Annotated in this window: 7 protein-coding genes and 1 tRNA gene; 6 read left to right on the forward strand and 2 right to left on the reverse strand. The window is 37.3% G+C overall.

Annotated elements, in window-relative coordinates; genetic code table 11:
• The first annotated feature begins 446 nt into the window (after positions 1-446).
• From D5281_RS14760 to D5281_RS14785, 6 genes are all read left to right on the forward strand, one after another.
• Entirely contained in the window at positions 447-3377 is a 2931-nt protein-coding gene (locus D5281_RS14760; RefSeq protein ID WP_160560900.1) for a hypothetical protein, read from the forward strand.
• 501 nt (positions 3378-3878) lie between these two features.
• Positions 3879-4061 (forward strand): helix-turn-helix domain-containing protein, encoded by a 183-nt coding sequence (locus tag D5281_RS14765; RefSeq protein WP_160560901.1) that lies wholly within the window; start codon positions 3879-3881, stop codon positions 4059-4061.
• A 173-nt stretch (positions 4062-4234) separates the two neighbouring features.
• Positions 4235-4681, forward strand: coding sequence for a hypothetical protein (locus D5281_RS14770; RefSeq protein WP_160560902.1), 447 nt, complete (start codon positions 4235-4237; stop codon positions 4679-4681).
• Positions 4682-4807: 126 nt separating this feature from the next.
• Positions 4808-5245: a hypothetical protein gene (locus D5281_RS14775; RefSeq protein WP_160560903.1), complete on the forward strand. Its 438-nt coding sequence runs from the start codon at positions 4808-4810 to the stop codon at positions 5243-5245.
• An 88-nt stretch (positions 5246-5333) separates the two neighbouring features.
• Entirely contained in the window at positions 5334-12443 is a 7110-nt protein-coding gene (locus D5281_RS14780) for a phage tail tape measure protein (RefSeq protein ID WP_160560904.1), read from the forward strand.
• 253 nt (positions 12444-12696) lie between these two features.
• The gene (locus D5281_RS14785; protein ID WP_160560905.1) at positions 12697-14025 is read left to right on the forward strand and encodes a tyrosine-type recombinase/integrase; all 1329 of its coding nucleotides are present in this window, start codon (positions 12697-12699) and stop codon (positions 14023-14025) included.
• A gap of 6 nt (positions 14026-14031) precedes the next feature.
• Here the strand turns inward: D5281_RS14785 and D5281_RS14790 are convergent.
• A tRNA-Leu gene (locus tag D5281_RS14790) sits at positions 14032-14116 on the reverse strand.
• Positions 14117-14255: 139 nt separating this feature from the next.
• The gene (locus tag D5281_RS14795; protein WP_160560906.1) at positions 14256-14963 is read right to left on the reverse strand and encodes a hypothetical protein; all 708 of its coding nucleotides are present in this window, start codon (positions 14961-14963) and stop codon (positions 14256-14258) included.
• Positions 14964-15234: the final 271 nt, after the last annotated feature.

Here is a 15234-nt window from a genome sequence, read left to right on the forward strand (position 1 = left end):
TACAGATATAGAACTGATGTTCGAAAATTGACAAAAGCAATTCATCGTATTGGCAGTACGGTGATTGCAAAACTGAGATGTCAAAGAAAGTGACATCCGAAAATAATATTTGATACATACAAACACACAGATTCAAAGATTCCATTATGTAAAATTTAATAGTGATTGAGAAAGTAGGATTGATTTAGAGCAGTTCCAGAATTGGGATTGCTTTAGGCTTTATTTTTGTTACGGATTTTTTGAATTTTTTTTCTGATTTTTGAAGAAAAATTGAAATTTTCCATGGAATTTTTGAGTTTTTTGTAATTTTGAAAAAATGAGAGATTGATATAGAGAAGTATAAGATAGAGAGAAAAATTTATGAATGAATTGGAGAATGTATTAGTGGAACTATAAGTGGAATGATTAATCTGTTGTTGTGGATTTTGATGTGGAGGTAATGGATATTGAGTAAAAACAATGTAGCGATTACAAATGAGCAGGAAAGCAGTGCAATAAAAATTAAGGGTATTCAGGCGGCAAGTTTATACAGAGTCACTAATAATTACAAGTTTGTAATAAAAAAGAAAAATGAAGATGGAAGCTATAATGGTTTAAAAGAATATAAAAAGCCTTTTCTTGATTTTGGGAATGCAGTTATTAATAATAGCTTGTTTGCAAAATATGTCCGTAAGCATGGTGTTATTGTCAATAAATTTAAAGGAAGTTATGACTTCCTGATGATGAAATTTGATTGGGGAGTAGATGAAGATGATTCCAATAAGGAAGATATAAAGCCAGCTATGACAACGCAAGAGTTAAGAGATTACTATTATGAGAATGATGCTACAGTGATATGGAAGACATATGATTCAAAAACTGGCAAAGAAATAAAGGCAAAAGAAAAGACCATAACATATCAAATGCTTTTAAGGACTCCAGGAAAGGCAAAAGAAGGGCATTGCCTCTTTATCAAAAAAGAATTACACAATAAGGTTTTCAATTATCTTACAATGGGACTATGGGAGAGAATGCCGAATGTAAAAGGTGCTAAGATTGTTGAAATGTCTGCATATGCGCCGCTGATCACTGCAACTGCAATAGATTACATACAGATTCCCATGGAGAACATTTTCGTACTGGAAGACCAAAAAAGTTCCTGTTATAAAAAGGCTATTATTGTAAAAGCCAAAGAAGTCGAGCATACTAGAAAAGCAAAGGACTATCCAGCGTTTGAGGAATATATCAATCAATATGGGTTGACATTCTATAAGAAAACCGCTGATGAAAATCCGCAATTAAAATATGTTGAGAGAAGCAAAAAGGCTTTAGCTGGATATGGAATTGATGCGGCTCTGTGTCCTGAAAAAGATGTTACATATTATAAAAAGGGATGTTGCTGTGATAGGGAACAGGAAAAATCTGAAATTGCAAATACCCTATGGGATGGAATGGGCATAATTGATGATTCGATTTTTCCTGAAAATATGGAAGGGTTCATATATTGCAGAAGCCATTTCTTTAAGTCATGTTTATTCCGGGGGAATATGCAAAGGTATTTCAAGGACTATTATGGTGATGATTATGATACAGCATATGAAACGGATATGACAGGGAGAAGGATGAAAGTAACAGATATAAAAGTGATCGTTACAGAAAACTCCCTGAAGTGGATAAAGTTCCTGGAATTAATGAGTAAAAGCGGAACGATAGAAGACGGTTTTAAATATTACAGTAGAGTGATGAAAAAAGATGGTGAAATGTTTGCAATTGTTAAGACTGCCCATAGTAGCAAATATGATGAATTGCAAAGAAGCTCTTTTCAGATGAATAATACACTGCTTACCACTGATAAGAGTGTGTTAGGGGAAATTGCAGCTCCAAGCATTGAATACTGTAATAAACTAAAGACGGATGATGAAGCTTTCCTGAAATATCTGGAGATTACCGGTTCTGCAAGGTATAGTATCAATAATGTTTTGATTGCTCTGTATAGATGGAATGATGAATTTAGGTATATGGAATGGTTTAAAAATAAGAAGAAAGCAAAAATCAATGAGTTTAAAGATCAGAGGCTTAAACTTGGGAAGCTGTTTCAGTATGCCGATAATTTAGTTATATGCGGAAATCCGGTAGCTATGCTGATGGCAGTTACAAGACAAAGTTATCTTGATGAAAATTGTTTTATACAAGCAGAGGATAGAATCCAATGTTGTACAAGCAGATTTGGGGAAGGTGAAAGGCTTGCAGGTTTCAGAAGTCCGCATAATTCGCCGAATAATATTGTATATTTAGAGAATGTATTCCCAGATGCAGTTAGAAAGTATTTTCCTGATTTGGGTGATAATGTCATTATCATTAATGGGATTGGAACTGATGTTCAAAGTCGCTTGAATGGGCAGGATTTAGATACAGATTCAATCTATACAACTAACCAGAAGGATATTGTTGAGCTTGCAAAGAAAGCGTATGTGGAATACCCTACGATCATTAATAACATAAAGTATGGGACAAATGAATATGACAAAAGTATGAAGTCATATTCTAAAATGGATGCCAATATTTCTTCAGCACAATATAATATCGGCTCTGCAAGCAATATAGCACAATTGGCTTTGAGTTATTGGTTTGATAGTGGGTGTGAAGATAAGGAATTGGAGGATGTTTTTATAATATGTAGCGTATTAGCGCAAGTGGCAATTGATTCATGTAAAAGGAGTTTTGAAATAAAAGTAGGAAGTGAATTAGCAAGGATTGAGAAAATGCAGTGCATGGAACATGATCCAAGATATCCTGTTTTTTATGCTGATGTGCAGGAATACAATAATAAGAAGAAAAAAGGTAATAAGCTGGAAATCAAAAAGAGTGATGTTGGATTCTTTAATTGCCCTATGGATTTGCTTTATCAGATTATTGAAGATGGGATTATTGACCTCCGAAAGCATAAAGAACTAAATACCAAGACCTATAGGGAAGGTGAATATGGTGTAAAACCTATCTTTGAATATAAAGCGGACAAGGTTAAGGTAGACCGAAAGCAATATAAAAAGGTGATTGATATAGTAAAGGAATATGACATGCAGATAAGTATTTTGAACAGGGAAGGAAATACTTATCATAATGAGCGACTTAATGAGTTTGAGATCTGCATGGAAAAATTGAAAAATCTTACTATTAAAGGCGATACTATGTATACTTTGATTGCATATGCGTTTAAGTCTGGAAATGAAGATTTGAGGGATAGCATGTTAACTGTTTTATATGATAAAGATAAAAAAGCGTTCTTGAACTGTTTCAAAAAAACTGAAAAAAGTTCACAAAAAGGGGCTGAGAGTATTGATTTTACGGGAGTTTTTATGATTGACTATGAAGAGAGGCGAGAAAAGAACGTAAGCTGAGTAGGGTCTCTCTAAAATGTTGTGAAATATCGTACTATCGGCATTGGCAGTATCTGGTATTGTGGAAAATCCGGATCATAGAAAGCTGTCAGTGCCACGCCAATAACTGTAATTACAGTTCAAATATATTTCTTCAAATATTCAGTTTTTCAGCCGGTATAAGCCTCAAAACTTATATCGGCATTCGTCCAGGACTTCCACAATCTGGATGTACCACAATAACAACGCATGCATCATACAACTTTTTGGAAGAAGGTTATATGATACAAAACCTACAGTCCGCATGGTGATTCGTTCGCACAGTTACCATGCGGTTATGTACAAAAAGATAATAACTGCTATAGCAAGGCAGATTATTATAAATACAATCTAGGCAATGGGATTGAAATATGGGATTAGGTGAATAGCAACATCTGATCCTATATAGAGGTTCCGATATTATTATTTTTTTATTGACAATTCAACAAAACAATTTTTAAAAAAAGAAAGGGTACAAAATATATGGATTTAAAGAAAAGAGTAAAATCATTTTTAGATGATACAGGTGCTACAGTCATGGCATTCTGCAAGAAAATTAATATTAGCAACACTTATTATTATAGGTGGATACATGGAGAAGTAGAATTTTCAAAAGATATCTGTGATAGAATCGAAACATTTCTAAATGAGGTTTATGCAAAATAAGCGTATTAGCATTTAATTATTTGTAAAGTAACCCATCAACCAATTAAACACATATTTAAAATTCAAATTAAAATCTAATATCATTCAAAGCGGCATAAAATCTAAGCCGCAACAATCAAATTAAAACAAGACAACTGAATAAAATAGAAAAACTGAATAGAGAAATAAGAAGTATGGAGGTAGTTAATACGGAGAGAAACCAAACAAATAGAAAAGAGATTGGAATGGACGTTATCTATAGGACATTACCAAATCTGAAAACAGAGCATCAGAATATAATTTCGGTTAATTACAAGTTATCTGATTTGCATAATTGGATGAATAATCAAGAGGAATTAAATCAATATTTGCAAGGATTGCTTGATGGGGCAAATACAAATATCCTGGCAATAAATGCTTTGATAGAGCTTTATAATGGAGTGACTATAGAAAGCAAAGACGAGAAAAATCATATCGTTAAAGGTGTGGGGATATTATATGATGCTTTGCCGGAAGAATCGAAACAAAAGGTATGCGAGGATTTGTTGAACAGGAAGAAATTTTATGAGGATGCCTGTCTTAAGATTATGGATAGTTTTAGCAAGGCGGTTGAAGTGAAAGGGGATGTGGGGGAGGTGTAAGAATAAGAATGAAAGACAAGAAAATATGTTCGATTATTGCTTGAAAATTTCTTGTGATAATCATACAGACATGATATAATGAACTGAAAGAAAGTTAATGGATTAATGAATTAAGGGGATTTGGGTATGGATAGAACTATTTTGTGTCCACATTGTAAATCAGCACTGAATGAGGATATATTAAAGCAAAGAAATAGTGAAAATGTGTGTCTGGTATGTGGAGGTTCTTTGCTTGGGGATGTAGAGAGTTCTGCTGAGCCTAGAAAAGTAACAACTAAGTGGTATTATTATAATGGTGCAGGAGGAATCTTGACAACTACATTATATGATGACGAAGAACCATTATATATATTCGATGCAATAGATATGAAAGATGCAGAAAAACAATTAAAAGAAGTTTTACCTAACAGCCCACTTGTAAATGATAATTCACCTGATATAGTCCGGTGTCCACGCTGTAGAAGTACACAGATACAGATGGTTCCTAGAAAATTTAGCCTTTTGACAGGATTTGCAACTAACAGGATAGATCGTGTTTGTGTAAGATGTCAGAAGAGATTTTAATAAAAACTAAATATCAAATAACAAATTTTAGGAGAGATTATTTACATAGTCTCTCTTTTATTATGTTCAAAATAAGGAGGATAAATATTTGAACGATAATTACATTTTAGATCTCGTCAGTGCTATTGATCAAAGTAAAAGCAAGAAGCAAGTTAATGCTGATATAAAGACGCTTGAGAAAACATTAAATATGTTACGCCTTACTGCAACATTGGCACAGGGAAGTAGCAAAAAGGAAATAAATACTTATATCAAGAATCTTTCCAACCAGCTATCAACAATAAAGCTGAAAGCTCAAATTGACAGTAAGAATATAAAGGATGAAGTTAATAAAGCATTAAATAATGTATCTTTCAAAGATATTGATGCCTTAAATATTGATGAAAACAAAACCAAATTAAAAGTTAAGAAAGTAATTGCAGATGCGAAAGCGTATGTAGAGAAAAATCCTATTTCCTTTGGAATTAATATAGAGTCTAAGAAAAATAAATTAGGAAATGACCTTACCACATACTTAAATCGGTATACTAAAATAAACGAGTCAAGTGTGCTTCTGAATGAAGCAAACAAAGTCAGGAATCTTATTGATGTAGTTAGTGATAAAAAATCTTTGAGGGATGCAACAGATGCATTTCAGCTTTTTAAGTCTGAGATCAGTGCTACCGGATTCGCTAGTAAGAGCACTGCTGACCGTATCAAATCCATGTTTGGTCATATTACAAAATTGGGAAGTATATTTAGTGTGACCTCATTAGCGGTCAATAATTTTACTAAGTCATTAGGGACACTGAAAGAAATTGATGATATTCTTACAGAAATCAGTAAGACTTCTGATCTAACTACTCAACAATTAGAAAAACTTGGCAATACCTCATTCAAAGCGGCAAGCAAGTATGGTAAGACTGCAAGTGATTATTTACTTGGTATTCAGGAAATGTCTCGCTCCGGTTTCTATGGTGAAAAAGGTTCTGCAATGGCTGAACAGTCTTTACTTGCACAGGCTGCTGGAGACATGACAGCAGATGTTGCAAATAAATATATTTTGGCAACCAACGCTGCCTATAAATACAACGGTGAAGCGGAAAAGTTAAATGCTGTACTTGACGGACAAAACAGCATCACAAACAGGAACAGCGTAGGACTTGAAGATATGGCTATTGCTATGAGTGAAGCTGGTACAGTAGCTTCCAGTTATCGTGTTTCAATCGAAGACTTATCAGCTATGATTGGTACTATGGAAGCAGTAACTAAGGCTGGCGGTAGCGAAATCGGAAACTCTATCAAATCTATTTTGATTAATTTGCAGAATATTACTTCTGATAAAATAGTAAGTACACTGAATCAGGCAAATGCATCTATGACAGAATTTGTAAATGGTACAGAACGTCTACGTAATCCAATTGAGATATTATGGGATTTATCAGCTACATTTAATCAACTTGACGAAAATGACACTTTAAGAGCCGAAATCCTGACTAATATTGGTGGCAAACATCAGGCCGCAAAATTAGCTGCCTTGCTTCAGAACATGGAAATGTTTGACAAAATGCTTGTTGATTATTCCGAAGGTTCTGGTTCTGCAATGGAAGAAGCCATGAAGTCTGCCAACAATTGGAGTGGGAAACTCAATCAGATTCAGAATTCCTGGGACAGTCTAGTCAATTCCATTGTAAGCAAAGATGCTGTATTAGGTGGCCTTACTTTCGGGGATAAGATGATCCAAGGAATCGAAGGATTGATTGAGAAATTTGGTGTAATTCCAACCATCTTGACCGCAGTTAATAGTTCCATGGTAGCAATGAATAAGGATTATGGGCTAACCAAGATTTGGGACAAAGATACTAAGAAGATTGATTTTGAGGGGAATCTCTTTGGCATAGACATAAGCAAAATCAAGAATTTAAAGAAACATTATTCACAAGCTAGTGAAGAAATAAAATATTGGAATAAGGAATTACACAGTGGTAAAGCTGATTTAGACTCTTTTAGTGGTAGTCTTGTAAAAAATAATGCACAATTTAAAGCATACTTACAGACAACCTCTAAAGATGCTCCTGCATCCCTAAAAGGCTATCGCCAATATCTCCAAGAAACAGGTCAGTCCACCGAAGACTTACGCCTGAAAACTATTTTATTAAATACTGCATTGACATTCTTAGGCGGTATTGCAGTACAAGCAATTATAACGGGATTTGCCAATGCGTTTGATAAATTTAATGAAACAGTCGTGGAATCCAAAGAAAAGGTAGATGATATCAATTCCAAGATTTCTGACCTCAAATCCCAGATAGAAGAACTGAATAACCTTGAATACAAGTCTGATTTTGACAACCAAAAGATTTCACAGCTTGAAAAGGAATTAGAGTTACAACAAAAGATTCTCGAAGTTGAACAGAAACGGTTATATCAAAACCAGATCGGTACAAGTTTTTCTGACTACTTTGATAAGGACAGCCTTATTGTCAAACAGCAATCCGAATATGACCGTTATAACAAAGAGGGATATAAGTATCTTTCTGTAAGGTTTGAAACGGATAAATCCTCACTGGCAGAAGTTGAAGCAGAATTATCTTCTTTACAGAATAGGCTTAACAGCGGATCGTTAGCTGGCCATGATAAGTTTGTGGTTGAAAACGATATTGCAAAGCTGACCGAAAAGAGAAATGAACTTCTAAAAGAACAGCAGTACATTGAAGAACAGCTAATAATTAATAGCGGCGAGTATTTGAAGAATTATCAGACAGCGCAAGAGGCAGTTGATAGTGGGCTTTTGACAGACAATGACTTAGAAAAAGCTAAATCCATGGCTGAATACTGGAACCAGCTTTATCAGAATTCTTTTAACATTGTAACAGAAATCCAGAAGATGAACGGCACATATGATAATACCAATGACCTGTTAGAAGGGATGTTCAGCGGTATTTCACGCGATGATTTAGTATCGCTTTCAGACGATGATAAGCGCATTGCACTTTCGTTTTCTCCGGATAACGAGATTGGCTTTGATGAACTTCAAAAGAGAATAGCGGAGACAAAAGGTGATATTGAAAGCCTGAACGATACCCCCGTTACCTTCACCATCTCCGAATACGAAGAATCCATAGATGATATCCAGTCAGCTATCTCTACTCTCCGCTCAGCTTTAGATTCCTTCAACCAAGGCACCTTAGATGAGTCAGCAGTCATTGACCTCATGCAGCAATTTCCAGCTCTTATCCCCTACATAGATTTAGCCGCAGATGGATTCGGGAACCTGTCAGAAGGGTTAAGCACTCTGATTGCACAACAACCTGAATCACTAATCCAAAGCCTCGAAGCCTTAAAAGAATCCCTTAATACAGAGGAAGAACGTGCCCAGGTAGACGCTCTTATCAATTCCTTACAGTCCCTAAGCTCCTATGGAGATACCGGCATGGAGGCATATGCTACTTCTATCGGTTCTACATGGAGTGATACGGCAAATGTAATCCAGAGTGTTACAGACCAGTTTGAAAACCTTGCAAAGGTTCAGGAGGCCGTTGCGGATGGTCTTACCATATCAACTACCGCTGCCGCTGAACTTGCAAAGATGTACCCCGAAATTCTTACCAATGCTGTATACGCTGGCAATGGTCAGATCCAGTTAAATGAGGAAGTTGTAAAGAGCATCCTTGCTGGCGATGAGTCTATCATCAATGCACAGATCACAAAGCTTGAAGCTGATAAGGCAGAATTAGAAGCACGTAAAGAAACCGCTATTGCAGAACTTGAAATTGCTAACCAGATTGGGACAGCGAAAGGACAGATCACCGAGGAGGAATTAAGGCTCCGTGTGGAAGCAATGAACCAGGAGCTTGAAAATGAGATCGCCAAGAATAACCAGATAAGCCAGTCCTTTGCAAATACAGCAGAAAACATGGCGCAGAATACGGAACAGCTTGGCAATTACAATGCAGAAGTTGCTGACAACATGGCTGTAAATATGAACACTGCCACTGCTTCCATGGCTGACGGTATGGCAGTCAACGCCGTAGCTTCACAGCATTCACTAAGCGGACTTGCCCAGAAAGCAACCGATGTGGCAAATGCAGTGCTTGGGATTGTAACAGGAAAGACGATCAGCGATCCGTCCGCAATATACCCGGGCAGGGGCGGCACAAACAAAGGCGGTATCAAAAAGGTAAGCAGTCCGGCTAAGTTTTCATCCGTAACCAATGATTATCTGAGCGGAAAACTCAGCCTTGATGAATTCAAAAGCGGTCTGGAAGTTGACATATCCTCATATGAAAATGCCATCTCCAACATCAACTCCCAGATAGATATATTAAAAAATCTACAGGCGACCTTCAATAATACTGCAAATTCAGCCAATGGCGGTATTGGTGGTCATAACTACGCTGATAAGATCAAAGACCTTGAAAAAGAGAAGGATAAGATAAACAGTGCCCTTGACGATGCAAAGAAAGGTTCCACAAAGGAAACAAAAGATGAATTTGAGGAATTATTTGACTTCTTTGAGCGCAGAGTAAAAGTTTTAGACAATGCCCTCTCCCTCCTGAAAACAAACCTTGATAATGTGACAGGCTCATTTGCAAAGAACAAACTGATAGATGCAGAATTAGGCATTACAGAAGAAAAGTTCAAGAATTATTCCGATGCCCTCAACATGTACACCCAGAAAGCCAATGAAGCATTATCCAAACTTCCTTCCGATATAGCCGCTAAAATAAAAGACGGCGCAGTTGACCTTACCACATTTATTGGTGATGGTAACGAGGAAGTTGTAGAAGCAATAAAGGACTATGAGCAATGGGCTGACAAGATAGCTGACTGTAAACAGGAATTAGCAGAATTACGGACAGCTATCAGACAGTTGGAATTAGAGAAATTCAACAACATCATGGAGGAATTTACTAACCAGTTTGACCTTCATGAGGACGGAAAAGGCCTGATAGAGAAACAGATAGCGTTACTCAAAGAAGCTGGGGAACTGATTGGCGAGTCATTCTTTACATCACAGATTGACCAGTCAAAGAAACAGCTTGCGCTTCTTGAAGAAGAAAAGACAAAATTAGTAGAGCAGATGACCTCTGCCGTTAGTTCTGGAAGGGTACAGAAAGGAACAGATGAATGGCTCTCTATGGTCAATGCCCTCTCCGATGTAGAAGGGAATATCCTTGACTGCAAGAAAGCCATAGAAGAATTTGACAATGAATTATTACAGCTCCATTGGGATGTATTTGACAGGATACAGGGGCAGTTTAAAGACCTTGATTCCGAATTATCCAATCTCCGTGGGCTGTTTGATGATTTCAAAGTAACAGACGGCAACTTTAACTGGTCAAAAGAAGGGCTTGCACAATTAGGACTCCTTACCCAGCAGTATGAGCTTGCGCAGTACCAGGTACAGCAGTACAATGCCGCTATTGATGATTTGAATGCTGCTTATAGTGCCGGTAAATATTCCGCTACGGAATATGTGGACAAGCTTGCTGAATTATCGTCAGGGCAGTGGGACGCTGTAAACAGTTCCGAGGCGATAAAGGATGCCATCATTGACCTTAATGAGACACGTATTGACGAAGAAATAGATGCGATTGAAAAGGAAATATCCGTTTATAAGGAATTGATAGACGCACAGATTGATGCTTTGAAAGCAGCGAAAGATCTACACGATTACCAGCAGTCCATTGCTGAAAAGACAAAATCCGTCACTGACCTTGAACGCCAGATAGCGGCAATGGAGAATGATAATACAGCTGCTACAGTCGCAAAACGCAAACAGTTAGAAGAACAGCTTGCAGAAGCAAGGAAAGACCTGGAAAATGCTCAATATGAGCATTCAATTGAAGAACAGGAAAACGCCTTAAACAAGCAGTACGAGGATTACAAAAAAGCGCGTGATGCCGAAATAGAAGCATTGAAAGCATCTTTAGATGAACGCGAGGGGCTTGTCGCTGCATCCTTTGAAACGGTCAAGGCCAATGCCGATATTGTAGGACAGGAAATCGCTTATATTGCTACACAGCATGGGATCACCATATCAGATGCCATTATCACATCATGGCAGAATGGCGAACATGCGATAGCCAGCTATGGGCAGGTGTTATCAGCAGGGGCAAGCGCATTCATCAGTAATATAATGGGTGTCGAAAATGAAGTGTATGCTTTACAGTATAAGGCAAATGAGACGGCAGATTCCCTTGCGTGGATGTTTGCCACCCGTGCAGACAATCTTGTAAGCGAGCTTGCATCATCTTATTACAGTGAAGAAAATTTGAACTACATGACACAGGCACTTCATGACAGTCTGATAAATACCCTTGAGGGCGGCTACAACATCAGCAGTATTCAAAGTGCTTTGGACGGCATAGCCAATGGATTAAACGGCGTTGCTTCGGCTGCCAATAATGCGGCTAGTGCTATGGCAGCTATGGGTGCGGCTCAGGATAGTGTTAACAGGAACTATGGAAACTATTCAGGAAAACATTCTGACACTTCTAACACTTCTAATTCAGCTGATTTCAAGATTGTAAGGCAGAATAGCGGCGAAATCCGTGAAGTAATGCAGAAAGAGAAAGACGGCAAGTGGCATAAATACGCTTATGCAAAGGGCACACGTAATGCAAAAGGCGGTTTGAGGGTCATCAATGAGGAAGGCCAGGAGCTTACACTCTCCAAACTACAGTCCGGAAATTATGCAATCGGCAATGAAGGCGACCAGATCCTTACCAAAGATGAAACAGATAATGTTTATGAATGGGCAAAGACAAACCCAGAGGAATATGCCAAAAAGGAAGGCCGTACAGCTTGGACTAAGGAACAAAGAGAAGCCCTTATAAAATTCGCAGAAAGCGTTGGCGGCGGGCTTGATGAAAACGGAAAAATTGTTTTCAGCTGGAAGAAAGGAGAGAAACCTAAGTTTATAAAAAGCAATAGTGACATGCCGGATATACAGCAGACAGCTATTGATGCAATCAATCCAGGGGCTTTAGACCAATCCTTATGGAATCTTGGCTCTCTGACAAGACAACCTGAAATAGCAAAAACAAACGCAACGAATAATAGTGTGAGCGTACATTATGACAGCTTGATTACGGTTAACGGGGATGTAAATGACACAAATCATTTCCTGAATGGCATGAAGAAAGTAGCAGATGATGCAGTCAAGAAAAGCTGGCATGATTTTGAGATGACCAGGAAGTATGGGATATATTAATTAAAGTGAAAGTCATTATAAACAAAGCACAAAGAACATAGTTTGCCTATCCAGGTGGGCTATGTTCTAACTAGTATAGATAGAATAAGATAAATAATTTAAAAACTGAATATGGGTTTTTGATTTTAAGGTACTGTTATGGGTTTGATTATAACAGTGCCTTTTTAAAATAGATTTTATATGAATTGGAGTGTGAAGTTTTATAAAAGAAAATAATGTAAATGAATTATTGAAATATATAGCAGAAAACGATATGATTGATTTGGCATATGTGCAAGAGCAAATCAAGATGAAGAAAAGAGAGGAGACATTAAAAAGGCATAACTATTCTATATGGCACAATGAGAAAGAAGATGTATGGTATAGTTATCTTCCTGACCAGTCAAAAGCAAACGGCAGGAAGAAAATAAAGAGAAAAAGGAAAAGAGATTTAGAAGATATTATATGTGACTATTACCTGTCAAATTTAAGTGATCCTATAGATAAAGAAGAAACCCCGAATTTATCGATAGAAAGCATGTTTTATGAATTTATGCGTCATAAAACAAATGTGGTCAATAGCGGCACAATTAAGCGCATGATGGCAGATTGGACAAGATTTTATGAACCTGAAAAAGAATTTATTTCTATTCCGGTAAAAAATCTTACTAAAATTAATATTGATGATTTCTTCAATGCAGTATTGGGGAAACATAATCTGAAAAAGAAAGGATTTTATAATATGTGCGGAATCTTAAAACAGACATTGGAATATGCTGTTGATGCCGAATACATAGAGAAAAACCCATACCGCATTAAAGTCAATAAGAAAAAATTTGCCAGCAGTAGTAAAAAGCCAAGTGAAAAGGAAGTTTTTCAAGCTAATGAGAAAGAACTGCTTATTAATGAAATGGAACGTAGGTTGAAAAATAATCCATCTAATACCGCTCCTTTGGCTGTTATGCTTGATTTTGAGATGGGAACAAGAAAAGGAGAAATCCTTGCAATCTGCAAATCGGATATCATTGATAATAGGATCCATATACATAGGCAGCTTGTAGAAGAATTTGACACAAGCGACCTGAATAATATGAAAAGTATGGGATTTCATGTTGTGGATTATACAAAGTCCGAAGATGGTGACAGATGGCTGCCTTTGACTGAACAGGCGAAAAGGATTATCAAAAGAATTGAGGCGATTAACGAGGAATACGGTCATCAGTATAAAGACTTCCTGTTTGTGAAGGATGGCAGGTGCCTTACACCGGATGCTGTAGACACACAAATAAAAAGAGGGTGTGAATACATAGGAATTCCAGTGAAAACAATGCACAAGATTAGGAAGACATATGCATCAACTTTGTTACATAATGGCGTTAATCTCAGCATTGTAAAGGATATGTTAGGTCATGCAGATGAATCTACAACTTTGAGGCATTATATCTATAATATTGAGAATAGTGCAGAAACAGATAAAAAGGTATTAAATGCATTAGACCCTCAAAATTATACAAAAAGTGACCAAAGTGACCAAAACATAGTATCATTCTCAAAAATAAAAAGAGCCAAAAACCTTGAAAAATCAAGGATTTCAGCCCTCTAACTAAGCTGCGGAAGATGGGACTTGAACCCACACGAGCGCAATGCTCACAAGATCCTTAGTCTTGCTCGTCTGCCAGTTCCGACACTTCCGCTTGACTCACGCCACAAAAGGTATGATATCATTTGTAAGGCGATAAGTCAATACTTTTTTTGCCTCTTATTGTATTTTTTATACTTTGATTGCTTTTCACTTCACTTATCAGAACGGGTTATGATATATATTAATATGATTTATGAAGGGAAGTAAATGGTCATTCCGTTAATTGTCATACCACTTACCATATCTCCATATCCGGCGAAGCCGCCCATTCCATCAGCAAATCCTTTTTGTCCATCCATTGTAACAATACACCATTGGTGTGAATTTTTGTTTTCATTAACGTGTTCCCATGAATAGCCCATGTAATCAAGAACTCTGCCTAGTGCCCTTGTAGAGCCTGCGCAGGTATAAACGCCGCCTACGAATACTCCGTAAGGAGAACGATACCATTTGGCGGAATCAGAACCATAGGGGAGCTGGCTGCATTGTGTTGCAACGGTTACGGCAGCAGCATTGACCCGCTGAAGATCTGTTGTGTATGCCTTGTTTGCCATAATGGAATCAGCAATTTGTTTTGCGACCGCATCAGCGGCAGCGGCCTGTTCAGCTGTGAGATTTTTGTAATAGTTATGCTTGGCGTTAGCAGCATCTATTGTGTCCTGGCTTACGTAGTTGTCGGCGCAGGGCTTTCTTCCTTCTGCCTTGCCAAATGAAACATAATGCTGATAAAGGGCAGCTTCATCCGTGCCTAGGGCCTGTGCCACATCAGGATAAGTTGCGGCATAGTATTCAGCGTCAAATATAGTGCCATCAGACATAGTTTTAGGGGCGGCAGAGACTGTAACAGAAGTGCCAAGTATGGCTGTAACCATTAAGGCTGTTACTAAGAATTTTTTCATGTTGTTATGCTCCTTGTCCTTTCATTTATAAAATTTATGGAAAGAATCAAATTCAGGGGCAGTTTATCTTTTGTATAAGTTGTTCTTTTGGCTGCTGCTCTGAATCTGATACTTTCCTTGAAAATTATACCATATGCATGTCAGGTCTTCAAATAAATACGAGGATTTTATCAAATATTTTAATGAAAGAGAATTGATTCTCTGATTAAAATGAGACATAATTATATCATAGTTGCTGGATGTTAATTTGTGCTTGCACATAGATGGCAGT

This window comes from Parablautia muri (assembly GCF_009917485.1).
Taxonomy (GTDB): Bacteria; Bacillota; Clostridia; order Lachnospirales; family Lachnospiraceae; genus Suilimivivens; species Suilimivivens muri.

What these genes read in the sequence shown, in the direction of transcription:
- D5281_RS14765 (WP_160560901.1), top strand. Translation starts at nt 3,879, where the DNA reads ATGGATTTAAAGAAAAGAGTAAAATCATTTTTAGATGATACAGGTGCT.
- D5281_RS14770 (WP_160560902.1), top strand. Translation starts at nt 4,235, where the DNA reads ATGGAGGTAGTTAATACGGAGAGAAACCAAACAAATAGAAAAGAGATT.
- D5281_RS14775 (WP_160560903.1), top strand. Translation starts at nt 4,808, where the DNA reads ATGGATAGAACTATTTTGTGTCCACATTGTAAATCAGCACTGAATGAG.
- D5281_RS14785 (WP_160560905.1), top strand. Translation starts at nt 12,697, where the DNA reads ATGATTGATTTGGCATATGTGCAAGAGCAAATCAAGATGAAGAAAAGA.
- D5281_RS14795 (WP_160560906.1), bottom strand. Translation starts at nt 14,963, where the DNA reads ATGAAAAAATTCTTAGTAACAGCCTTAATGGTTACAGCCATACTTGGC.